General features: G+C 41.6%; 19 protein-coding genes. 11 read left to right on the top strand and 8 right to left on the bottom strand.

Features of this window, described 5'->3' with window-relative positions:
• Positions 1 to 82 precede the first annotated feature (82 nt).
• From GUY17_RS14915 to GUY17_RS14905, 3 genes are all read left to right on the top strand, one after another.
• On the top strand, positions 83 to 3,145 hold the full coding sequence (locus tag GUY17_RS14915; protein WP_162023594.1) for an EAL domain-containing protein: 3,063 nt from the start codon (positions 83 to 85) through the stop codon (positions 3,143 to 3,145).
• Positions 3,146 to 3,285: 140 nt separating this feature from the next.
• Complete coding sequence (locus GUY17_RS14910; RefSeq protein ID WP_162023593.1) at positions 3,286 to 4,557, top strand: DEAD/DEAH box helicase; 1,272 nt, start codon at positions 3,286 to 3,288, stop codon at positions 4,555 to 4,557.
• Positions 4,554 to 5,672: a GTP-binding protein gene (locus GUY17_RS14905; protein WP_162023592.1), complete on the top strand. Its 1,119-nt coding sequence runs from the start codon at positions 4,554 to 4,556 to the stop codon at positions 5,670 to 5,672. The genes GUY17_RS14910 and GUY17_RS14905 overlap by 4 nt, the downstream gene beginning before the upstream one ends.
• Positions 5,673 to 5,925: 253 nt before the next feature.
• Here the strand turns inward: GUY17_RS14905 and GUY17_RS14900 are convergent, their stop codons facing one another.
• The 3 genes from GUY17_RS14900 to nadK all read right to left on the bottom strand — a co-directional run bounded on the left by GUY17_RS14900 (position 5,926) and on the right by nadK (position 11,683).
• Positions 5,926 to 8,730 (bottom strand): FAD-binding and (Fe-S)-binding domain-containing protein, encoded by a 2,805-nt coding sequence (locus tag GUY17_RS14900; RefSeq protein ID WP_162023591.1) that lies wholly within the window; start codon positions 8,728 to 8,730, stop codon positions 5,926 to 5,928.
• Between the two features lie 91 nt (positions 8,731 to 8,821).
• Entirely contained in the window at positions 8,822 to 10,474 is a 1,653-nt protein-coding gene (locus tag GUY17_RS14895) for an L-lactate permease (RefSeq protein WP_101086482.1), read from the bottom strand.
• A gap of 330 nt (positions 10,475 to 10,804) precedes the next feature.
• Positions 10,805 to 11,683, bottom strand: coding sequence for an NAD(+) kinase (gene nadK / locus GUY17_RS14890; protein ID WP_162023590.1), 879 nt, complete (start codon positions 11,681 to 11,683; stop codon positions 10,805 to 10,807).
• 164 nt (positions 11,684 to 11,847) lie between these two features.
• Here nadK and grpE point away from each other — a divergent pair, with 164 nt between their 5' ends.
• Positions 11,848 to 12,453 (top strand): nucleotide exchange factor GrpE, encoded by a 606-nt coding sequence (grpE, locus tag GUY17_RS14885; protein WP_162023589.1) that lies wholly within the window; start codon positions 11,848 to 11,850, stop codon positions 12,451 to 12,453.
• A 215-nt stretch (positions 12,454 to 12,668) separates the two neighbouring features.
• Here grpE and dxs read toward each other — a convergent pair whose 3' ends face one another.
• Genes dxs through xseB form a run of 3 tightly spaced genes read right to left on the bottom strand, consistent with a single transcriptional unit; the run spans position 12,669 to position 15,714 of the window.
• The gene (gene dxs / locus GUY17_RS14880) at positions 12,669 to 14,534 is read right to left on the bottom strand and encodes a 1-deoxy-D-xylulose-5-phosphate synthase (RefSeq protein ID WP_101086484.1); all 1,866 of its coding nucleotides are present in this window, start codon (positions 14,532 to 14,534) and stop codon (positions 12,669 to 12,671) included.
• 22 nt (positions 14,535 to 14,556) lie between these two features.
• A complete protein-coding gene (gene ispA / locus GUY17_RS14875) occupies positions 14,557 to 15,438 on the bottom strand; it encodes a (2E,6E)-farnesyl diphosphate synthase (RefSeq protein ID WP_011638238.1) in 882 nt (293 codons plus the stop codon).
• 39 nt (positions 15,439 to 15,477) lie between these two features.
• On the bottom strand, positions 15,478 to 15,714 hold the full coding sequence (gene xseB / locus GUY17_RS14870) for an exodeoxyribonuclease VII small subunit (protein WP_011638237.1): 237 nt from the start codon (positions 15,712 to 15,714) through the stop codon (positions 15,478 to 15,480).
• Positions 15,715 to 16,052: 338 nt separating this feature from the next.
• Here xseB and pomA point away from each other — a divergent pair, with 338 nt between their 5' ends.
• From pomA to thiI, 3 genes are all read left to right on the top strand, one after another.
• Positions 16,053 to 16,820 carry a flagellar motor protein PomA gene (gene pomA / locus GUY17_RS14865; protein ID WP_101086485.1) on the top strand — a complete coding sequence of 256 codons (768 nt, stop codon included), beginning with the start codon at positions 16,053 to 16,055 and terminating at the stop codon, positions 16,818 to 16,820.
• Between the two features lie 3 nt (positions 16,821 to 16,823).
• On the top strand, positions 16,824 to 17,750 hold the full coding sequence (locus tag GUY17_RS14860; protein ID WP_101086486.1) for a flagellar motor protein MotB: 927 nt from the start codon (positions 16,824 to 16,826) through the stop codon (positions 17,748 to 17,750).
• Between the two features lie 305 nt (positions 17,751 to 18,055).
• Positions 18,056 to 19,510: a tRNA uracil 4-sulfurtransferase ThiI gene (gene thiI, locus GUY17_RS14855; protein WP_162023588.1), complete on the top strand. Its 1,455-nt coding sequence runs from the start codon at positions 18,056 to 18,058 to the stop codon at positions 19,508 to 19,510.
• A 192-nt stretch (positions 19,511 to 19,702) separates the two neighbouring features.
• On the opposite strand, the gene GUY17_RS14850 is transcribed toward thiI, so the two are convergent.
• A complete protein-coding gene (locus GUY17_RS14850; protein ID WP_162023587.1) occupies positions 19,703 to 19,927 on the bottom strand; it encodes a hypothetical protein in 225 nt (74 codons plus the stop codon).
• Between the two features lie 179 nt (positions 19,928 to 20,106).
• On the opposite strand from GUY17_RS14850, the gene GUY17_RS14845 reads away from it, so the two are divergent.
• The 4 genes from GUY17_RS14845 (at position 20,107) to rlmM (ending at position 23,451) form a co-directional block, all read left to right on the top strand.
• Entirely contained in the window at positions 20,107 to 21,018 is a 912-nt protein-coding gene (locus tag GUY17_RS14845) for a transcriptional regulator GcvA (RefSeq protein WP_011638232.1), read from the top strand.
• A complete protein-coding gene (locus GUY17_RS14840) occupies positions 20,999 to 21,709 on the top strand; it encodes an alpha/beta family hydrolase (RefSeq protein ID WP_162023586.1) in 711 nt (236 codons plus the stop codon). Before GUY17_RS14845 ends, GUY17_RS14840 begins: the two co-directional genes overlap by 20 nt.
• 176 nt (positions 21,710 to 21,885) lie before the next feature.
• A complete protein-coding gene (locus GUY17_RS14835) occupies positions 21,886 to 22,266 on the top strand; it encodes a DUF423 domain-containing protein (RefSeq protein ID WP_011638230.1) in 381 nt (126 codons plus the stop codon).
• A 96-nt stretch (positions 22,267 to 22,362) separates the two neighbouring features.
• The gene (rlmM, locus tag GUY17_RS14830) at positions 22,363 to 23,451 is read left to right on the top strand and encodes a 23S rRNA (cytidine(2498)-2'-O)-methyltransferase RlmM (RefSeq protein ID WP_011638229.1); all 1,089 of its coding nucleotides are present in this window, start codon (positions 22,363 to 22,365) and stop codon (positions 23,449 to 23,451) included.
• A 102-nt stretch (positions 23,452 to 23,553) separates the two neighbouring features.
• Here the strand turns inward: rlmM and GUY17_RS14825 are convergent, their stop codons facing one another.
• Positions 23,554 to 24,564 (bottom strand): isocitrate dehydrogenase, encoded by a 1,011-nt coding sequence (locus GUY17_RS14825; protein WP_162023585.1) that lies wholly within the window; start codon positions 24,562 to 24,564, stop codon positions 23,554 to 23,556.
• Positions 24,565 to 24,859: the final 295 nt, after the last annotated feature.

Raw genomic sequence — 24,859 nt, 5'->3', positions numbered from 1 at the left:
TGTTAGTTTACTTCTACTATACTAAATAGAGACAGCTTGGATGCTAATGTGCTTGTTAAGGATGGATAAGGGAAATGTATAGATGTTTGGTCTAAATGTTTTTTTCTCAATTTTAGAAAATGCAGCGCTATTACTTGCGCTAGTTTATGTTTACTCACTCTCTCCTACGCATCAACGTAAGGTGATGCCTTTTTTATGGCAATTTTTAATGGGCGCAGTTATTGGCACTATTGGCGTTGTTATTATGATGGATCCCTTGGTTCATCAACAGGAAATATTGTTTGATGCCCGCTCGGTAGTACTCTGTTTAAGTGGACTGTTTTTTGGAGGTATTCCAACACTTGTCGCAACTATTATCATGGCGCTTTATCGCTATCATTTGGGTGGCGTTGCTGTATGGGTTGGTATATTTGCGTTAAGCAGTAGTGCTGTCATTGGATTAGTGTGGCGTCGGTACCGTCGGCATGAATTAGATCAAATTCGTTATCGTGAATTCTACCTTTTTGGCGTTATTGTTCATTCCCTATTGTTGTTATGGCTATTTTTATTGCCATTTGATCAAGCGTTACACGCTATCAGTGTTGTGTCTTTGCCTATCATGCTGGTATTACCTTTATTGACTATGGTCATCGGTCATTTACTTGCAAAAATAGTGTTTCGTGGGCGCGATATTCAAGTCAAATTACAAGAAGATTTTCTTTTCAACAATCAATTTGATATTGGCAATATTGGTATTTCTATTACCACTAAAACTAAGCATTGGTTGAGAGTTAACCCCTATTTATGTCGAATGTTCGGTTACAGCGAAAATGAATTAAAGGCGTTAACGTGGGCTGAATTAACACACCCAGATGATTTGAATAAAGATTTATTATTATTTGAGAAAATGAGTAAAGGCGAACTCAATGAATATGAAATTGATAAGCGTTTTATTGCCAAAGATGGTTCGGTCATTTATACCCATGTGACCATCGCCTGCCGCCGTCATGTTCAAGACAATACTTTCCTAGTTATTGCCGGTTTTCTTGATATCACTCATCAGAAACAGGCCGAACAAGATTTATTGCAAAGTAACGAGCAACTTGCGCTGGTACTCGATAGCAGTGAGTTAGGCGTGTGGGACTGGGATGTACAACACAATCGAATTCGTACGAATCGATACAGTGCTGACATTTTAGGTTGCTCAATGGAAGAGCTTAATCAGCATCCTAAATTGTGGATAAATGCGATACAGCTAAAAGATAAATTTAAGTTTCTTCGCAGCATTAATGAAATTGTAAAAGGTCGCTGTATAAGCCAACGAGTGGAATATCAATTAACTAATATGGACGGCGACAGTCGGTGGATTTTGCAAACAGGAAGAGTGGTTGACGTTGATGATAAAGGTAAACCGCTTAGAATGTGTGGTACTCATAGTGATATCACTGATATCAAGCAGGTTGAAGACTCGCTAAGTATTGCAGCATCTGTATATCAAAACTCCAGTGAAGCCATGAGTGTGTTTACTGCAAAGGGCATTATCATTGATTCAAATCCTGCCTTTTCTTTTATCACTGGATTCAGTCAACAAGACATACAAGATCAGCATTTACGTATGTTTGAAACAGATCTTCAACCCCAACATTTTTATCAACAATTAAGCCAACAGCTTAGCCAGCAGGGACATTGGCATGGTGAAGTGTGGATGCGTCGTAAAAATGGTGAAAATTACCTTATCTTATTAACCATTAATTCAATCATCCGAACAAAGTCGCAGGCTGCGCGATTTGTTGCGTTGTTTTCCGATATTACCGAGAAAAAGCAAACTGAAGAGTTGATATGGCGCCAGGCTAATTATGATGCACTTACCGGTTTGCCAAATCGTAGGATGTTGTTAACATTTTTGAATCAAGAGGTATTCCATTCTGACCGACAGCATAATCATTTTGCATTGATGTTTTTAGACTTGGATTTTTTTAAAGAGGTTAACGACACGTTGGGCCATGATATGGGCGATGTATTGTTAATTGAGACGGCGGAACGCTTAAAAAACAGCGTACGCGAAACCGATGTTGTCGCCCGTCTTGGTGGTGATGAATTTACCATAGTGTTAACTAATCTTGAAGATACTCATGGGGTAGAACGTGTTGCACAACAAATACTTAAACGACTTGCAGAGCCTTATTTATTAGGTGATCAAACGGCCTATATTAGTGGCAGTATTGGTATTACGTTATTTCCAGACGATGCAAAAACAACCGAGGCATTATTGAAGAATGCCGACCAAGCCATGTATTCGGCAAAATCCCATGGTCGTAATCGGTTTAATTATTTTACCTCCGCAATGCAAGACGATGCACAAAAGCGGATGGCGTTGATTCAAGACCTTAAAGTGGCGATTATTCAGCAGCAATTTGAGTTGTATTATCAGCCTATTGTGGATTTAAGCCGTCAGCAGATCATCAAGGTGGAAGCGTTAATTCGTTGGAACCATCCAACAATGGGGTTGATTCCACCGGCAGATTTTATCTCTATTGCTGAAGATACTGGGATGATAATCGATATTGGTAATTGGGCTTTTTATCAAGCCTGCGAGCAAGTCGCAAAATGGAAGACACAATTTAATCACCATATTCAGATTAGTATTAATATGTCACCAGTACAGTTTAAAGACGAGTCGACCGATGTTGAAAATTGGCTTAAACACATGTCTTTACTCGCGCTGCCTACCAATAGCATTTGTATTGAAATCACTGAAAACTTACTACATGACATTGAACCTAATGTTGAGGCTAAATTGCAGGCTTATAGTGATGCAGGTATGCAATTGTCGCTTGATGACTTTGGTACTGGCTATTCATCATTACCCTATTTAACCAAATATAATGTTGATTATCTTAAGATTGATAAATCTTTTGTGGGTCGATTGGCTGCCAAAAACAATGATATGTGTTTGTGTGAAGCGATTATTGCAATGGCTCATAAACTCGGTATCAAAGTCATTGCCGAAGGTGTTGAAACCGAAAGTCAACGGCGTTTATTGGCGTCTGCTGGTTGTGATTATGGCCAAGGATATGTATTTTCGCATGCCTTGTGCCGCGATGATTTTGAGCAAAAGTATTTAGTGGAAAAAGTAATACCATTGCAGGTTAGTCAGCAGATATAACGTTAGTACTGTGACTCTTCATTCAAAACCGGCGTGACCATCGTGATGATATGGCTAATGCCATCACTAATGTAATAGTTAATGATGTTTAGATTAGTATACAATAGCGACCTATTTTTATTTGTGTTATTGGGTCTGCTATGTCATTTACGTCGCTAGGGTTACCGCCATTATTATTAGATGCGGTTAATCAATCTGGGTATCAAACTGCTACTCCTGTCCAACAAGCTGTGATCCCACTAGCGCTAGATGGCCGAGATGTATTGGCCAGTGCCGAAACCGGTACCGGAAAAACAGCTGCTTTTGCGTTACCGTTACTAAGTCATTTAATGGCGCAAGATCATTCAGACTTATTGCCACCAAATCGTTTACGCGCATTAATAATGACACCGACTCGCGAGCTAGCGATTCAGATTGAGCAAAATTTAGTTAAATACAGTCAGTTTATCAATCTGACCAGCTTAGCCGTTTATGGTGGCGCGAGCATCAATCCTCAGCGTAAGGCATTAGAACAAGGCGTAGATATTTTAGTGGCAACGCCAGGACGATTGTTTGACATTATTGGCCAGCATGAATTGGATCTATCTTTTGTTACTCACTTAGTGATTGATGAAGCTGATCGCATGCTTGATCTTGGTTTTGTTAAAGATATTGAAAAAGTGAAGCGTTTAATCGCCAGACAACATCAAACTATGATGTTTTCTGCTACTTTTTCTGAAGAAGTTAAAACGCTAGCGGCTAAAATGCTAAACAATCCTGAATACGTTCATGTTGAAACCCAAACTACTGCCGCTAATGTTGTCCAGCAAGTCTATCAAGTGGATACCCGCCGAAAAGCTGAGTTGTTATCTGAATTAATTGGCAAGCATAACTGGCAACAAGTTATGGTGTTCACCAGCCGTAAAGAAACAGCAGATCATTTATACCGCGAGTTAAGCTTAGACGGTATTAAGTCATCGGTATTTCACGGTGATAAAAGCCAAGGGGCTCGAAATCGTGCGTTGGAAGAGTTTAAAGCTGGTCAATTACGCGTGTTAATCGCTACCGACTTGGCCGCTCGAGGGCTTGATATTCAAGCTCTACCAAGAGTCATTAACTTTGAATTACCTGAAGAATGCGAAGATTACATCCATAGAGTAGGGCGTACAGGCCGTGCGGGATTAGGCGGTGAAGCCATTTCGCTGGTGAGTCCTCAAGAGCTAGAGTTACTAGGCGCGATTGAACAACTTATTGAACAATCATTGCCGATATTGGTACCAACAGGATACGAGGAAGGGGCGCCATTACCGGCTCGATATCGCGATGTTGCGGCAGAGAAACCGAAAAAAGTCCTTAAGTACAAACGTGGCAAGCCATCGCAAACAGATGTGAAACCTACTCGAAAGGGTAAATACGCTAAAGCGAAAAAATGATCACTAAACCGATTAACACCAATATTATTACTGGCTTTCTGGGGGTGGGTAAAACCACGCTCATTAGCCAATTATTAGCTCATAAGCCCAAAGATGAAGTGTGGGCGGTGCTGGTAAATGAGTTTGGCGAAATAGGCATTGATGGTGGTTTGTTAAATGCGACTGCTGCAGGTAATAGTAATAATAGTAATAATAGTAATAATAGTAATAGTCCTGATGTTACACCAGCAAAGCCTGCCAGTATTGTTATAAAAGAAGTGCCAGGTGGTTGCCTGTGTTGCGTCTCCGGCTTACCAACACAAGTCGCGATAAATCAACTTATTCAGCAAACTAAGCCGGACCGGTTATTGATAGAACCTACTGGGCTTGGGCATCCTGCTGAAATCGTGAAGTTATTAACATCTGAATATTATCAACATGTTATTACTTTGCAAAGTAGTGTATGTCTGGTTGATGCGCGTAAAGTCAGCGATCCGCGCTATCGAAATCATGATACGTTTACGCAGCAATTACAGATGGCAGATGTGCTGTTGGCCAATAAAGCCCAGCATTACACTGAAACAGATCATTTACAGTTACAGCAATTCCTCAGCAAGTTACATTTACAACAGACGCCACTAATTAGTGTCGATAATCACTTTACTGATGTTGACCTAATCCAACAGTTATTATTGCGCTTAAATACCCCGACAAAGTATCAAACGGTGCCAGCGGGACAACGGCTATTGGGGCGGAAAACGCTTATGGATAACTGGCTGTCTAACGAACCACCACTGAGCGATATCGATACCCCTGAGTTTTCCCCTACTGGGTTTATTCACAAAACTAACCAAGGTGAGGGTTGTTACAGTAGTGGTTGGATATTTTCAGCAGTACATTGTTTTCAGTTTGAGCAATTTATGGCGTGGGTAGACACGGTTAAAATGGACAAGGTACTGAGATTAAAAGCTATTGTTATTACCCAGGATGGGGTGCTCAGTGTCAATATGGTGGATGATAAGTTGATGCTTAATGAACTTGATGATGCACTAGATACACGGGTCGAAATTATTAGCGATATGCCGCTTGAACATGAAAGATTGCAGCAACAGTTACTGGCGTGTTTATTGATTTAGTCTGAGTTGAGATGGGCAATTCGTTTTATAGGACATCTCGTTTTGATACACATCTCGTTTTGATAGGACATGTCGTTTTGATAGGACATGTCGTTTTGATAGTACCTCTCGATTGAGTAGGATGACTCGTTTGAGTACGCTAATTAACGCTGAGTTCGGATATTAGTGTTAAGTATGGTAACAAAAATTAAGGGCATTGATATGATATCAATGCCCTTATTGTTTACGCTATTTACTGTGATGGTCCGTTAGTTTAACGAGTACATTCTTCTAATAAATACGCTAAATGGCGGTATGAAATACCACTGTGTTGGGTTAAGCCGACTTCACACATTCTGTTAGCGTAGTAACCTTCTTTCGTTTCTGCCGGAATGAGCTTTTTAATGTTACGCAGTGCGCTGGCATTAATTTCAGGCTTATAAAGCCCTTTTTCACCGGCATAACCACAACAGCTAATGCCCGCTGGCAACACTACATGGTTAGCACACGCATCAGCAATAGCTTGTTGCTTAGGCTCTAATTTCATCTTACGGGCACTACAGCCTTGGTGTAAAGTGACGTTAGATTTCTTCGTAATTGTCATGTTTGGTAACATCTCGTCGTGCATAAACTCGACTAAATCAGTTATTTTCACCTTAGGGTTACCGGTTAATGTGCGATAAGTACAAGACAATGCATCAACGATAATAGGCACTTTGCCATTTTCTGACTGTGTACTGAGTGCGTCAATAAGTTCATCACGCTTAGCATCGGCGTTTTTAAAATCACCTTTTGATTCCCACATCTGACCGCAACATAAATGGCGGGTATTTTCTGGGATGATCACATTGTAGCCAGCGCGTTCAAGTAAAGTCATAACCACTTCTGGCAAGGTGCGGTTGTCAGGATCTTTTGGTGTTGGACCAAAGGTTCTGCCACCACATGCAGGGAAGTATAAAACTGTTTGTTGACCAGGTTTATGGGCTGATGGCTTTGCCACTTTGCCACCTTTAGGGAAGTCTGGATTCCAATAAGGTACTTCTTTGGAAATCAAACGACCCGCTTTCATCAACGAGTTGGTGATACCATCGCCAGTTATTTTATGCACAATACCTAAAATATCAAAGCCGGTGCTGATCACTTGGTTTACTGCGCCAAAATGCTTGGCTTGGAAGTCGAGCACTTTTTGTTCTGTGGTGGTGATGTACGGTGTGCGCAGTTTACGCACCAAATTACCCATGCTGTTGTCAACTGGGCAGGCAATAGTACATAGCTGACAGGCTGCACAGGTATCAACCACATCATATTTGGCACTGGCACGCATTTCTGCGGCGGCTTTTTTATCACCCGATTGCTCTAAACGTTCAATTTCACGCAAGACCGCAATACGTTGGCGCGGAGAGAAGTTAAGCGCCGATGTTGGACAGGTTTTCTCACAAAAACCACATTCAATACATTTATCAATAAAGTCATCTACCACTGGGCAAGGTTTGATGTTTTTAACATGTACCAGCGTGTCATCATTGAGAATAACCCCAGGATTTAACAATTTACTTGGGTCGAAAATTTGTTTGATTTGCTTCATTAATGTATATGCGTCAGTGCCCCATTCCATTTCAACAAAGGGGGCTACAGCTCGACCAGTACCATGCTCTGCTTTCATCGAACCATCGTACTTATTGATCACCATTTCAGCGACATCTTGCATGAAATTTTGGAAACGATTGATATCATCTTGAGAGGCAAACGTTGGCGTGATAATAAAATGGAAGTTACCGGCTAAAGCATGGCCATAAATCACCCCTTCTGGGTAACCGTGTTGATGGAATAAAGCGGTTAAGTCTGCTGCTGCACTGGCTAAATGTTGTAATTCGAATGCAACATCTTCAATAATAACCGATGTGCCTTTAGGTCTTGCACCGCCAATAATAGGGAATAAACCAGAGCGCATTGCCCAATACTGGCCAAATACTGCTGGATCATTACTGAATTCAGTTGGACGTTCAGTGTCAATGTGAGCGATTTTTGTGATCACATCTTGAGTGTATTGCACTAACGTTTCGGGGTCATTAGCACGACACTCAATTAATAGAATGGCTGAACCTTCTGGTAAATCACTTAGCCACTCCGGCATGCCAGTTTTACCGGTAACGGATTTAATCGATGCCCAATCAAGTAATTCTGCAGCGGCCACACTATCACCTTTAATCGGTGGTATTGCGCTGGCAGCATCTTCCATATTGAAGAACACCGCCATGGCAGAAGCTTTAAATTGAGCTTCTTCAACAGTGTGATAAGTGACTTCATTTACAAACGCAAGTGTGCCTTCTGAGCCCACAATTAAGTGATTAATGATGTCAAATGGATCGCTAAAATCTACCAGTGCATTAATGCTGTAACCAGTGGTGTTCTTAATCGAGAACTTTTTACGGATCCGCGCCGATAGGGTTGGATTATTTTGAGTTAATTGCGCAAGATCGGTTAACGCCGTAAGTAACGCAGGATTAGACTGGCTAAATGCTGCTTTTGAATGCGGACAACCGGTGTCAAGTTCAGTACCATCGGCAAGCATTAATTTAACTGATTTAATGGTTTGATAACTGTTCTGCGCGGTGCCACAACACATTCCTGATGCATTATTTGCTACCATTCCGGCAATTTGTGCAGAGGCTAGTGTGGCTGGATCGGGACCAATTTTTTTATTGAAGGGTTTTAATGCCATGTTGGCATCTGAACCAATGACCGCAGCACCTAGAGTGATTGAATTTCTATCTTCACTGATTTCAATGTTTCTAAAACCATCATGGCCCAAAATAAGTAAAATACCATCACCAATTGCCTGGCCAGATAAACTGGTACCGGCAGCACGAAAGGTTACTGGCACATTATGTGCTCTGGCGATATTAAGGGTTATTTTAACTTGTTCTGGAGTATCTGCGTGTACCACAATTTCAGGTACGATACGAAAGTAACTGGCATCAGTTGACCAAGCAAAACGACGCACTGGATCATTGGATACGGCGTGACTGCCGAGCTGTGACGTTAACGTATCCATCACTACTTGATAATTAATAGTCATAACATGCTCTCTTTACACTCGAATGAACGGCAGGCATTTTGTGCCTGCTGTTGTATTGTTATCGTTAGAATATAAGTAACTTTATCGTTAATTAGAATCCACCCCAGATAACAGCAATAGTGCCTGCAACTAAGGCATAACCCAGTGCGATAGGCATTGTTTTACGAATAATTTCAGACTCACGACCTGCCATTCCTACCACGGTAGCAGCAGCAACGACGTTCATTACACACATCATGTTACCCGCATTGGCTCCAATGCCTTGCAACGCTAACGCGATGGCGTGATTCATGCCGATATTATCTGCAACTGAATACTGTAAGCCTGAGAACATCATGTTTGAGAAAGTCGCAGAACCTGACAGGAAGGCACCAAAAATACCGACAATAGGTGAAACCCAAGCCCAAACTGAGCCCATGCTATTGGCCAGTAGGTCTGCTAATGCAACTGGCATTGAAGCGAGACCAGCGCCATTTTCACCTGAGTTTAGGAATATTTTTACCATAGGTACTGATGCACCTAGTGAAATGATCGTTGGTAACATTGAACGACAAGATACGGTGATTGATTGCTTCATTGCAGTAGGTTTCATTTTAAATAAGATAAAACCGAATAAACATACAACAACAAAGAAGATTCCCGGTGCATACAATGTAGCAAAGCCGGCTTTAAGCTCTGTGCCTAATAAACCCGTCCAGCTAATGTTAAAGCCAAGCAACCAGCTTTTAAATGGTGTAACGACACGAGATAAGACTAATAACGACGCCATAATGATGTATGGAGACCAAGCGGCAATTTGTGAGAATTTAACCGGTGTTTGATTAATCGCGAGCTCTTCATCTGATTTATTGTCGTTTTCGCTGAAGTCACACCAAGGTGTTGATGGCAGTAACCAGCCTTTTCTCGCGACAGGGATAACTAACGCCATACCCACAAGAGCACCAATAACAGAAGGGAATTCAGGACCGGCAAAATAGTTAATTAACCATGCTGGTATGGTAAAGGCAAAACCCGCAAATATTGCAAATTTCCAAACTTGTAAACCTTCTTTAATCGACTTGTTGCGACCAAAAAATCCTGTTAATACACAAACCATCACTAACGGAATTAATGTACCTGTTATTAAGTCGATGGTGATCATGTGTTTAGCAATATACTGTGCATAACCTGCGAAGGTGCCACCATGTTCAGCAATTTGAGCTGCCGCCATGTTAACGCCGCCTTCTGTTAGGCCTTGTTCCATCCCAAATAGAACAGGTAAACCAATTGCGCCAAATGACACTGATGTTGAATCAGCAATCAAGGCCACTACGGCTGCAGCAATGGGTGGGATACCTAATAATACTAGTAGCGGTGCACCGATTGCAGCTGGAGTACCGAAGCCTGCAGAGCCTTCAATAAACGATCCAAACAACCAGCAAATAATAATCACCTGAACTCGCGCATCGGCACTGATGTTAGTAAAGCCTGAACGAATAGTGTCCATGGCGCCAGAATATTTAAGGGTATTTAACAAAAATACCGCGCCAAAAATAATGGTCAGCGGTGTTAACGCCGCGAGAAGACCTTCGACTACAGATGCCGCAAGAAGTTGCGTATCCATTTGCCAAATAAACATTGCTACAAGGCCTGTAGCAACCATTGATATGGGCATTGCTTTCGACGCTGGTAAGCGCATAAGCACCAAGAATACCATTACGCTAATAATGGGGGTCAAGCTTGCTAGTATCTGTAATATTGTCATGCATACCTCGTATCACTATAAGTGGGTACTAAATTGTTATTATTTGTTAGCATTTGGCTAACTAGGGCGTAATAGACGTTATTTAAGTGTTAAAAGTGTTGATCGAGATCATCTAATACACGGGAAAGTGCATTAGCCGACAGAACTGTGAAGCGAGTCCAATGTGAGGTTTTTAGTGCGTGGTAGAGATCACGCTTTTCAGAGATGTAACAATTCATATAAAGTAAAACCAAGCGAGTTACCGATTGGCTTACAATATAATTAATTAGTATTTGGTAATGTGAAGAGGCTCACTAGAAAGGCGACGGTGTTGTGATCGAGTTCAAACAGTTAGAAAAGTTTACTTCCCCAGCCTAATTTGTTACGTAATACGTGAAAATAATTATGGCCTTTGGGATGGATGAGTCTTAGGCGTTCATTTGAGCGGCGAATAAAAATTTCATCACCGGGTAATACGGCTAAATGAACATGGCCATCACAACTGACTTCGAGGTTTTCACCATTATCAGGTGATACCACTAATTTAATGGTACTACACGCATCGACTACAATAGGTCGGCATGACAAGGTGTGAGGAAACATCGGCACTAAAATAAGTGCTTGCAGATTAGGTGTTAATATTGAACCGCCAGCTGACAAAGAATAAGCTGTAGAACCTGTTGGTGTAGACACAATCATGCCATCAGCACGTTGGCTATACATAAACTGCTCGTCAATATACACCTCAAATTGGATCATATGAGCAATTTTGCCAGGGTGAAGTACCGCTTCATTGACGGCAGTATTACTGGCGGTTATTTTGCCGTGACGGTGAACTTCAGCCTCCAGTAAAAAACGGTGTTCAGTTTCAAATTCACCGCCGAGCACTTTAGACAAGGCTTCTTCGAAGTTATCAGGAGGTAAATCAGTTAAAAAACCTAAGTTACCCCGGTTGACACCAATCACGGCAACATTAAAACGCGCCAATACTCGGGCTGCACCTAACATATTACCATCACCACCAACCACGATGGCTAAATCACAATGTTCACCCATTTCAAGTAGGTCCATTGAACAAACATCTACCCCCAGCTCTGCAGAGACTCGTCCTTCAACGATAACCCTAAAGCCCTGCATGCTTAACCAATGATGCAATCGGGTTAACGTGAGGTTAGTCCCTTGATGATGTGGTTTACCGATGAGACCGATTGTCTGGAACATTTTAGTCATATTCGAGTTTGTTATGCCTTTAGGCCTTGAAACATAAGAATTGATCCCCATAATATACTCAAACTTATTAGAAGTGTGAGATTTGCTGTTAATTTATCAGTAAATGGCCACTTTATTTTATTGTCGTAGAATACGAAATAACGCATTTTTTAGCTGGAGTGAAAATGAGCAACGAATCGAACAACACATCGCAAGATCAAGTGGAAGAAGCTGTAACTCCTGAAGTTGTGGCTGATGAGGCAAGTTTGATGGATGAAGTAACCCAAGCAAATTTTCGAATTGAAGAACTAGAGCAACTATTGGCTGAGTCTGAAACTGCGTTAGCTGAGCGTAAAGATGTTGAAATGCGCGCAGCGGCAGAAACACAGAATATTCGTACTCGCGCGGCAAAAGATGTCGAGCAAGCACGTAAGTTTGCCTTGGAAAAGTTTGCTAACGAACTCTTACCTGTAATCGATAATATGGAACGCGCCTTACAGGGGACTAACCCTGAAGATGAAGCGACTAAAGCGATTTATGAGGGTGTCGAACTGACCATGAAAGGCTTTTTAACCTCGGTGGCAAAGTTTGGTGTAACTCAAGTTGATCCACAAGGCCAAGCATTTAACCCTGAACATCATCAAGCTATTGGGATGCAGCCAAGTGCTGAATTTCCTGCCAACACTGTCATGATGGTCATGCAGAAAGGTTATTTATTGAATGACCGTTTACTGCGTCCTGCGATGGTGATGGTATCTCAAGGCGGTGGCAGTGTGGATGTTGAAGCTTAACGATAACGTTAATCTCAATAATACTCGCTTGTTGACACTAGAGCTGTAGCCAATAGCATTATAGTATCTTCAACATAGTGCTATTCATATAGTGCTATTTATTATAGTGCTATTTATCATAGTTACGTGCACTATGATCACTAGAACGCGAGCCATAAAAAAGGACTGAATTTTCAGTCCTTTTTTGATCCTCTGCCAGTAATAACAGTAGAATATTAAGCCATAAATGCTTGGATTTGCGCTAAAATACCTTCAGCATCAAGTTGAAGATCCGTGATGATTTCATCAGGTGCGCCGTGTTGAATAAATTCATCAGGCAAACCAATCTGTAACACAGGTTTCACGATCCGCATTTTGTGTAATGCTTCAATCACTCCAGAACCCGCACCACCCATAATCGCATTTTCTTCAACGGTAACGATAACATCATGGCTATTGGCAAGTTGTTCAAGCAAGGCTAAATCTAGTGGCTTAACAAAGCGCATATCGGCAATGGTAGCATCCAGTTTTTCAGCAGCATAGGTAGCAGCTTCAAGTGTGGTACCAAAGTTAACAATGGCAATTTTTTGACCTTGACGGGTTAATACCCCTTTACCTATCGGTATTAATGTCATGGCCTCAACTTGTTCAGCCCCAGTCGCAAACCCTCGAGGGTAACGTACCGCAGTCGGCCCATCTTGATAGCAATAACCTGTATAGAGCATTTGACGGCATTCGTTTTCATCTGATGGCGCCATAATGATCATATTAGGAATACAACGCATAAAGCTTAAATCGAATGCCCCTTGATGAGTTGGGCCATCTGCACCAACAATACCACCACGGTCAATAGCGAATAATACTGGTAAACGTTGCAAAGCCACATCGTGGATAAGTTGATCGTATCCGCGCTGTAAAAAAGTCGAGTAAATAGCAACCACAGGCTTTAGACCTGCACAGGCAAACCCTGCGGATAAGGTGACTGCATGTTGTTCAGCAATGGCAGCATCAAAATATTGGCTTGGGAATCGTTGCGAAAACTCAACCATGCCAGAGCCTTCGCGCATAGCGGGCGTAATAGCGACTAACTTGTCGTCTGTGGCAGCCATGTCGCATAACCATTTACCAAATACTTGTGAAAACGTAGGCAAACCTGGTTTCGTTGTCGGTTTCTTAAACTGGCTGGGATCAAATTTAGGCACCGCGTGCCAGCCGATAGGATCTTTTTCAGCAGGCTCATAACCACGACCTTTTTTGGTCATGATATGCAGTATCTGTGGACCTTTGAGGTTACGCATATTACGCATTGTTTCAACGAGCGAATCAACATCGTGACCATCTATTGGGCCAATATAATTAAACCCTAGTTCTTCAAATAACGTTGCAGGCACCACCATGCCTTTAAGGTGCTCTTCAGTACGCTTAGCCATTTCTTTAATGACCGGCATCCCTTTAAGGACCTTTTTACTGTTTTCTCGAATGGTGGTATAAAAACGACCTGACATCAGCTGTGCCAAATGATTATTCAGTGCGCCAACATTTTCAGAAATCGACATTTCATTGTCATTCAGTACCACGAGCATGTCATTGTGCAAGTCGCCAGCATGATTTAAGGCTTCAAACACCATTCCCCCGGTCATGGCGCCATCACCAATTACAGCAACCACTTTTCGACCCGCACCTTCTTTCCCTGCCGCAATCGCCATACCTAAGGCGGCGCTAACAGAGGTGCCAGAGTGACCCACGCTAAACGTATCGTATGGGCTTTCTTCACGCCATGGGAAAGGATGTAAGCCATTCTTTTGTCGAATGGTATGCATCTGTTCACGACGATCGGTAAGGATTTTATGTGGATAAGCTTGATGCCCTACATCCCAAACTAACTGATCAAATGGGGTATTGTAGACATAATGAAGTGCCACAGTTAATTCAACTGTGCCTAAGCCAGAAGCAAAATGTCCGCTAGAAATAGCAACAGACTGAAGTAAGAACTGTCTGAGTTCATCAGACACTTGAGGAAGTAAACCTTGAGGTAACTTCCTTAATTCTTCTGGTGTATTAGCTTTCGCTAGTACTGGAAATTTAGAAATATCGAAGCTCATAGCGAGATTGTCTGACTCTTTATTATAATCTTCGCTCAATAATGTAGTGGGCGAAGTCTGCAATTAACTGGCTATTGTATGGTAATTTAGTCAGCGCTGATAGTGCATCTTGTATTAGTTGTTCTGCACAGGCTTTGGCACCATCGAGACCCAATAGTTTCGGGAACGTGCTTTTATTCGATTGCTGATCGCTGCCTTGTGGTTTGCCTAGCTCTTCGGTGCTAGCAGTAATATCTAAAATATCATCTTGCACTTGAAAAGCTAGCCCAAGCGTATGGGCATATTTCATCATTAATTTATAATGCTCATCGGGTACGTCAGCAGCGATTAAGGCAAGCTCAACCGCACAACTGATTAACGCTCCGGTTTTTTTATTATGTAATTCGGTTAATCGGTCTAAATTTATACTGTGATCTGTTGCACTCAGATCAATCGCCTGCCCACCGCACATACCTTGATACCCTGAAGCTTTTGCGAGTACTCTGACCATCGCCAGTTGTTGCTTCGGATGTAAGTCATTACAAGGGGCTGTGATAATTTCAAAAGCCAATGTTTGCAACGCATCACCGGCTAAAATCGCGGTGGCTTCGTCAAATGCAATATGAACAGTTGGTTGGCCACGACGAAGTGCATCGTTATCCATTGCCGGTAAGTCATCGTGTATTAATGAATAGGCATGAATACACTCAATAGCAGCCGCGGCTTTATCAAGTGCATTGATATTGACACCGAGCATGTCACCTACACTGTAGACCAAAAATGGTCTTATGCGTTTCCCACCCAATAGCGCACCATGGAGCATCGCTGCTTTTAAATCTGGTGCAGCGTCATCGAGCAGCGTTAAATGTTGGTTAAGAATACCATTAACGCGATTTTGGTATGTTGTTATTGCTTCAGCTAACACGTATCAAGACCTATTATTTAATACACACTATGTTGACGATTATTCACTTTCTACAGTGAACGACGCTAATTCGGCATCATCTTCATTTAATAAGATAGAGACTTTTTGCTGTGCTTGCTCAAGTTTTGCTTGGCTTTGACGTACTAACTTAATGCCACGCTCAAACTGCTTAAGTGCATCATCCAGCGACACTTCACCTTGCTCCAAATGAGCAACAATGGTTTCAAGTTCAGTTAATGATTGTTCAAAACTGAGATTTTCAGGTTTTTTAGCCACGAGTAATATTCCTTTCATTCAGCGTGTGACAAGGTATATCAGCCCAGCGTATCGGTCAAATACAGTCGCTGGTTATTTGCTCAACAGCACGCTTTGTTATTGAATTTTGTTTAGAATGTACAAAAACAAGCTAAACTTGAGCCAAGTTTGTCCGATAACAAGTCATGATTTAAATTTGCTAGCAAAAATAGTATTGAAACTTTTGCTGTAATACATAACGATGGGCGTTGTTATTAACACAAAATGCTGTCGGATTATTCGGGTCATATAACGTGCGCTAACAGCACGATGAAAGTAGCACAAATAAGCAGCATAATGACTGCGATTGAGGAGAGGTTGTGGATTTAGCTACCCTAATAGGTATTATCGGTGCTTTTGCATTTATTATTGGTGCGATGATCACCAGTGGTGGTATCGGATTATTTATCGATGTACCGTCAATTTTGATTGTTGTGGCAGGCTCTTTATTTGTGGTGATGATGAAATTTAACCTAAAGCAATTTTTAGGTTCAATAAAGATTGGTATGAAAGCCTTCATGTTTAAATTAGATAAACCTGAAGACTTGATAGAACAAGCTGTCACCATGGCTGATGCTGCCCGTAAAGGCGGTTTTTTAGCATTAGAAGAAGCGGTTATTACCAACACCTTTATGCAAAAAGCCGTTGATATGTTAGTTGATGGCCATGACGGTGATGTGGTGCGCAACGCATTAGAAAAAGACATCGCATTAACTGAAGAACGCCACAAAACAGGGGTGGGTATTTTTAAAGCCATGGGCGATGTGGCACCTGCAATGGGCATGATTGGTACTTTAGTTGGTTTAGTGGCGATGCTATCTAACATGGACGATCCAAAGTCTATTGGACCTTCAATGGCAGTGGCATTGTTAACGACTCTTTACGGCGCGGTAATTGCCAACATGATCGCCATCCCGATGGCGGATAAATTATCATTACGAATGAACGAAGAATTGCTTAATCGTAATTTAATTATGGATGCAGTATTAGCGATTCAAGATGGACAGAATCCACGGGTTATTGAAGGCTTTTTGAAGAACTATTTGGCTGAAAGTGTGCGAAAAATCGATACAACGGACGGAGAGTAACTCATGGCTAAGGCCAAGTGTGATTGTCCACCCGCTGGCGCCCCTATGTGGCTTGCCACATTCGCAGACTTAATGTCGTTGCTGATGTGTTTCTTCGTGTTGTTGTTAGCGTTCTCTGAAATGGACGTGATGAAGTTTAAACAAATCGCTGGTTCAATGAAGTATGCATTCGGGGTACAAAACAAAGTTGAAGTAAAAGACATTCCTAAGGGGACATCTGTTATTGCGCTTGAATTCCGCCCAGGTCGCCCCGATCCCACCCCAATAGAGATCATTAATCAACAAACCAATGAAATGACTCAACCGACGATAGAATATCAGGCGGGTGAAGAAGACAGCGCGGGTGGGACTCAAAAACAGAATGGTGAGCAACGCGGTGGCAATGCAGCCGCAACAGCGCAACAAGAAGCTGAAGCCGTTAAAAAAGACGCTGCCTCTTCGCAAGAAAACATTAATGATCAAGTTAAAAAAATGGCTGAAAAACTCAATGAAGAAATTGTCGATGGCGCCATTGAAATTGAATCTTTAGGCCAACAAATTATTATCCGTATCCGTGAGAAGGGCTCTTTTGCTTCGGGCTCAGGCTTTTTACAACCTAAGTTCAAACCTATTGTGCGCTCAATTGGTGAATTATTAAAAGATGTCCCTGGGATAATTACGGTGTCGGGTCACACTGATGGTGCTGATATCAATAATGAGCTTTACAGTTCAAACTGGGAACTATCAAGCCAACGAGCTGTGGCTGTGGCTCATGAATTAAGAAGAGTTTCTGGTTTTGATGAATCAAGGATGAAAGTGGTTGGCGAGGCGTCTAATCGACCATTAATCGCCAATGATTCTATTGAAAATCAGGCTCGAAACCGCCGGGTAGAAATCTCTATCGAACAAGGCAAAGCGAAAGAGTCGAATGAAATAATTGTAACTCAATAGTTTGCCATCAAAAGATAAGCGCAATCTCTACAAGTTAAAGAGATTGCGCTTTTTTGTTTTATAAATGTGCCTTACAGCGCTTTTACTAACAAATAACAGATAAAAAAGTGAATATGTTTGGTTAATAGGCATCATTTGGTATAATCGACGAATTATTGCATACGTTATGCTATCGACTGGATTATATACACATCTAGAAAATAGAGCTGTGCTGTTTTTTTAATTTATTATCAAGGTATTACTGTCTTTTTTATTTAGCAAAACCGAGTGTAGTGCTATTTGATGGTGACACCTGTGGACGCCCCATGAAGTTTATTGTAAAGCTGTACCCTGAAATTATGATGAAGAGCAAGTCGGTAAGAATGCGCTTTACCAAAATGCTTGAAACTAATATACGTAATGTGCTTAAAAATGTGGATGAAGGTGCAAAAGTACAACGCTTATACGATCGTATCATCGTGCAAGTACCGAGCGATAAACCGCAGTTATGTGATGTTTTTGCAGAGCGACTAGCGTGTATTCCAGGTATTGCTCACGTGGTGCAAGTGAGTGAGTATACTTTTGATTCAATCGATCATATTTATCAGCAAGCTTTACCAAAGTACCGCGATGAAATTGCCGGTAAAACTTTTTGTGTCCGCGTAAAACGTTCTGGTAATCACGACTTTAATTCAATTGATGTTGAGCGTTATGTCGGTGGCGGATTAAATCAACACACTGAGGCGCTAGGGGTAAAACTTAAAGACCCTGACGTGACCGTTAATCTTGAAATCAATCAAGATAAGCTTTACATGGTTGAGCGTCGTATTCAAGGTTTGGGTGGTTTTCCGATGGCGACCCAAGAAGATGTGTTGTCGCTTATTTCGGGCGGTTTCGATTCTGGTGTGTCGAGTTTTCAGTTTATTAAAAAAGGCGCTCGTACCCATTACTGTTTCTTTAATTTAGGTGGCGCTCAGCACGAAATTGGCGTTAAGCAAGTCGCTTACCATCTATGGAAGAAGTACGGTGAGTCTCACAAAGTACGTTTTGTGTCGGTGCCATTTGAGCCTGTAGTTGAAGAGATTTTAGAGCGTATTGATAACGGTCAGATGGGGGTGGTACTTAAGCGTGTAATGATGCGAGCAGCAACACGTATTGCTGACAAATACGGTATTCAAGCACTAGTGACAGGTGAGAGCTTAGGTCAAGTATCTAGCCAAACACTGACGAATCTAAATGTTATCGATCGCAGCACCGATTTATTGATTTTACGCCCGCTTATCGCAATGGACAAACAAGATATTATTAATCAGAGCCGTATTATTGGCACTGAAGATTTTGCTAAATCTATTCCCGAGTATTGTGGTGTTATTTCACAAAAACCTACGGTTAAAGCGGTATTATCGAAGGTTGAAGCCGAAGAGCTTAAATTCTCTGAAGATTTAATCGACCGTGTGGTTGCATCTGCAGTGGTAATGGATATTCGCGATATTGAAGCTGAAATGAACCAACAAGTGACCGAGACCGAAACGGTTAACGATGTCGCTTCTGGCGAAATAATTATTGATGTTCGTGCACCTGAAGAAGAAGAACGTAGCCCATTATTAATTGATAATGTAATGGTTAAAGCGATTCCATTCTTTAAGTTAGCCACCCAATTTGCCGATTTAGATAAGTCTAAAACGTATTTGTTATATTGCGATCGTGGCGTAATGAGTAAGCTGCAAGCCTTATATCTTGTTGAAAAGGGCTATACTAACGTTAAAGTGTATCGCCCTTAAGCCGTCGAAACGACACCGTCTTTGCGGTGTCGTGACTTTGGTCTATTTTTAGGGATTTATCCACGTTAGTGTTAGTTGTGGCAGTGAGCTTAAACAGTAATACGCTTTGAGTGAGATGAATCACAGACAATAAAAAACCGCATTTAATGCGGTTTTTTATTGTCTCAGTAACGTGCTTAAGATGAGCTAGCTCTAGTTAGCTTGAACCACTTCTGAAGTTTTTTGTTGTTCATCATTGTCAGCAATTAAAATGCTGTTAACATCATTATTGATATCAATTTGCATCGCTTCAATGCTTTGTGATAATTCAGCATGTAAATCGATCATATCGATAGGTTCTAGTTCAGTCGCTTGAGCAGAAGATAAACCCAATATAGATAATAGTGCGACTGCAAAAATAGTGTTTAGGTTGAACATAGGGGATGAGCCTCCAGGCTAATAAGTCACATTTGCCGGACTATCCCAGTAACATCGTAGAGATTGTCCAACTGTATTTTCAATGATGCTAATTTAACCAAACACAGTGTTCTTTACAAACGACAAAAAATAACGATAATCATTAGAAAAACTAATTAAAAAACGAGAGATTGATCACTATGTCTAGACGATTACCTCCTTTGAATGCAGTTAAAGCATTTGAAGCTGCAGCACGACATTTGAGCTTTACCCGCGCCGCAGAAGAGTTGTTTGTCACTCAGGCTGCGGTGAGTCATCAAATTAAAGCATTAGAAGATTTTTTAGGGCTAAAACTGTTTAGACGTAAAAATAGATCATTATTGTTAACAGAAGAAGGCCAAAGCTATTTTCTGGACATTAAAGACATTTTTATTGAACTCGGCGAGGCAACTAATCGCCTGCTTGCCCGAAGCGCGGTAGGATCGTTAACGGTGAGTATGTCTCCGAGTTTTGCTATTCAATGGTTAGTGCCTCGTTTAGCTAAGTTTAGCGAAAAAAATCCTGATATTGATGTGCGTATTAAAGCGGTAGACAGTGATGCCAGTTCGTTAACCGATGATGTCGATGTGGCGATTTATTACGGTCAAGGTAACTGGCCTGGACTACGTGCGGATAAACTGCGTAATGAAGTGCTGATTCCAGTATGCTCACCATTATTACTTAACGGCCCTAAGCCATTAATTCAACCGAGTGATTTAAAGCTCCATACCCTATTACATGATTCCAGTCGCCAAGATTGGCAGGCATGGTTTAGGCAATGTGGCGTCACTGACATCAATGTCAATCAAGGGCCGATATTTAGCCATTCTTCATTAGTGCTGCAAGCTGCTGCACATGGTCAAGGTGTGGCATTAGGATATAGCGTACTAGCAAGACCCGATATCAAAGCAGGGCGCTTAGTGTGTCCGTTTTCTGAGGTGCTGGTGAGCAAAGATGCTTATTATTTAGTGTGTCAGCAAAACCATTCTGAGATTGGTAAAATTTCAGCTTTTAGAGAGTGGATGGTCGATATGTTTGCCGAGGAGTCGCGTAGTGAGTTACTTACCGGATAATACGCCAGTATTAGCTGAAGACTTTCTTTTGCACGGTTCTAAAAGTGACACCTTGATTGTTTTTGCTCATGGTGCTGGTGCGAATATGCATCATCAATATATGACTTCGATGACCGATAAGTTAATCGCTCAAGGCTATCAAGTGTACCGATTTAATTTCTTGTATATGCAAGCCAATATGCAAGATGGTAAACGTCGTCCGCCTGACCGTGCGCCTAAATTACTTGCGCACTATGAACAGGTGCTGCTTGATATTCAACAAAAAATGGCTCTTGGTCTTATCAATTGTCAGCGGATAATCTTAATGGGTAAGTCAATGGGCGGTCGCATGTCGGCGATATTGACCAGTTCAGACCATCAACTACAACAGCCCCTTATTACCGATGTTGCCAATAAAATTAGTGCAATTGTGTGTTTGGGCTACCCATTTATTCCCCTCAAAGGTGGAGAGCCACGACTTGCGCCTATTCAGCACAATTCCATTCCGATGCTGATTGTTCAAGGTGAACGCGATAAATTTGGCGACCTTCAACAAGTACCCAATTGGGCTTTGGGTGAACATGCAGAAGTCTGTTGGATTGGTGATGGTGACCATAGTTTACAACCGCGAAAATCGTCTGGTTATACCCTTGAGGGCAATCTTAATCATGCCATTGAGAATATTCGTCAGTTTATTACCCGATTAGGTTAATGCTGTAACGCGATGTTTTACGCATATGTGGTGACTATTATGCTGATATTTTTATTAACGTCACCATAGTTATTAATACCTGCATTAATAAGTATGGTGATGGTTTAAGTCACGAAAATCAGCTTGCTTCAATAGTATGATGCATTGTCGGTTTATGTTGTATGAGGTTAAGTAAAATGAATAAAGGTCTATTATTATTTGCCACATTAAGTGGTTTTATGGCTGTAGCACTGGGTGCTTTTGCTGCTCATGGGCTTAAAACTATCGCACCACCGGAATTAGTGAGTATTTTTAAACTCGGGGTCGATTATCAGTTTTATCATACCTTTGGATTGATTGCATTGGCTTTTTCTGCTCATTGGATCCCCTCTAAGTTGATCAACTGGGCTGCTTATAGCTTTATTGCCGGGATAATATTGTTTTCTGGTTCGTTATACCTTTATGCCTTTACGGGGGCTAAATGGATTGGCCCAATTACGCCTATGGGCGGGTTATGCTTCTTAGTGGGGTGGTTGTTATTTGCTGCGGCAATTTGGCATGCTAAATCAGCAGAATAATGCCATAGCTAAATTCTCCCACCTTGAGCATTTTTGAGTATAATAGCGAGATTATTGTCTCGCTATTATGCGAATATCCTTACGCTAAGGCTCCAAATGAAAAACCTATTCCTATTTTGTCGCTCAGGCTATGAAAAAGACTGTGCGGCAGAAATTCAACAACGGGCAACAGAATTAAATGTGGGTGGTTTTGTTAAAACCAACATCAACGATGCCTATGTGATTTATCAATGTTTTGACGATAATGGTGCCGATACGTTAGTTAAGGAATTGGCGCTTAGTTCATTAGTTTTTGCGCGTCAGATGTTTGCCGCGGGTGAGTTGTTGAGTGATTTACCTGAACAAGATCGAGTCGGGCCTATTGTGGCTTCATTGGCCGCGCTGTCAAAATGTGGTGAGCTACGCGTTGAAACGCCTGACACCAATGAAGCAAAAGAATTATCTGCATTTTGTCGTAAATTGACAGTGCCGTTACGTCAAGGTTTAAAAAAGAGCGGCGCATTGCTTAACGCTGAAAGTGACCGCCGTCCTATTATTCATGTGTGTTTTATCGGACCAGGCAAAGCGTATGCGGGTTATTCGTTAAGCCACAATAGTTCGCCACACTTTATGGGTATTCCTCGATTAAGAATGGCTGCAGATGCGCCTAGTCGTTCAAGCCTTAAGCTAGATGAAGCGTTTGGAGCCTTTTTAACGAAAGAAGAACAAGAAACACGTTGTCGTAGTGGGTTAAATGCCGTTGATTTAGGCGCTTGTCCTGGCGGTTGGACTTACCAATTAGTTCGCCGTGGGATGATGGTGGCTGCGGTAGATAACGGTCCAATGGATCCGAAGTTGATGGAAACAGGCCAGGTGAAGCATTACCGTGCAGATGGTTTTCGTTTTGAGCCACCGCGTAAAAATGTGTATTGGTTAGTGTGTGATATGGTTGAAAAGCCAGCCCGAGTTGCTGAATTAATGGAAGCTTGGGCGATTAATGGTTGGTTTAAAGAAGCTATTTTTAATCTTAAGTTACCAATGAAAAGCCGCTATAAAGAAGTTAGCGTGATTTTAGAAACCATTGGTGCCATTTTAACTGAAAATGAAATTGATTTTAAAATGCAGTGTAAGCACCTTTATCATGACCGCGATGAAGTGACCGTGCATTTATGGATATTCCCTGAAAAGGGTGTGAGCTACGCATAAAAATACTATTGCGCCGCTAACAAAAAGCCCCTTATGCAACATTGCATAAGGGGCTTTTTAGTTAATGACAGATAACTCAGTCATTAACGTAACCATATGGAATTATCCTAGACGATCGAGTACTGCTTGAGTGAAGTCGGTAGTGCCGTGAGTGCCGCCTAAATCGCGGGTAGTACGGTCGCCTTCTTCAATAACAGCCGATACTGCGCTACGGATCATCTCAGCTTTATCAGACATACCTAGGTATTCTAGCATTTGAATCGACGCTAAAATTACCGAGGTTGGGTTAGCTAAGTTTTTACCTGCGATATCTGGTGCACTGCCGTGTACCGCTTCAAAAATAGCGGCATCGCGACCAATGTTTGCCCCTGGAGCCATGCCTAAACCGCCCACAAGACCGGCACATAAATCAGACAAGATGTCGCCAAATAGGTTAGTGGTCACAATAACATCAAAGTTTTCAGGATTCATAACCAGTTTCATACAAGTGGCATCAACAATCATTTCTTCGGTGGTGATGTCTGGGTAACGCAAGCTCACTTCACGTGCCACTTTCAAGAATAAACCTGAAGTTGATTTCATGATGTTAGCTTTATGAACGATAGTCACTTTTTTACGATTTTCTTTACGAGCAAGTTCGTAAGCAAATGTGGTGATTTGCTCTGCACCTTGACGAGTAATAATACTGGTCGCTTCGGCTGTTTGACCATCGTCAGAGATTTTTTGGCCTAAGCCTGAGTACATGCCTTCAGTGTTTTCACGCACGGTAATGATATCAATGTTCTCATAACGCGCTTGGGTTCCTTTAAATGAAATCACCGGGCGCACGTTAGCATAAAGACTGAACTTTTTACGTAAGTTTACATTAATAGAGGTAAAACCTTCACCGACAGGTGTGGTTAAAGGTCCTTTAAGCGTAATGCGGTTTTTCTCGATAAGGTCTAATGTACGTTGTGGTACTAATTCACCGTGCTTTTCTAACGCCGTTAACCCTGCATCTGCAAATTCATATTCAAAGTTACATCCTGCTTTGTCGAGGATTTTCAATGCTGAATCGATAATGCTTGGGCCAATCCCATCACCTGGGATCACGGTTATTGTACGTTTTGACATGAATAGTCCTTCCACGGTTGTGGTTACTGCAATTGATAGACCGCATATATGGCACGGCTAGGTGACGATAAAAAGCGTCGTTTTTCTGCGGCGTATTTTAACGACTTTTAATGTTTATTTACAGAAAATAGTGAGTATTATCACATTATTTCCGTTATTTTTAAGTCAATTCTAATTTGATTGTTTTACTATGAACCTTTATTACAAATCGTTTACTTGTAAAGTATCTTAATGCTGAAGATTTATCTGCGGTTCAATGTTTCATTGGCAGCATTAGCTTATTCTGTAAGCATTT

The organism is Shewanella sp. Arc9-LZ, assembly GCF_010092445.1.
GTDB lineage: Bacteria > Pseudomonadota > Gammaproteobacteria > Enterobacterales > Shewanellaceae > Shewanella.
This window is presented reverse-complemented; position numbering and strand designations above follow the sequence as displayed.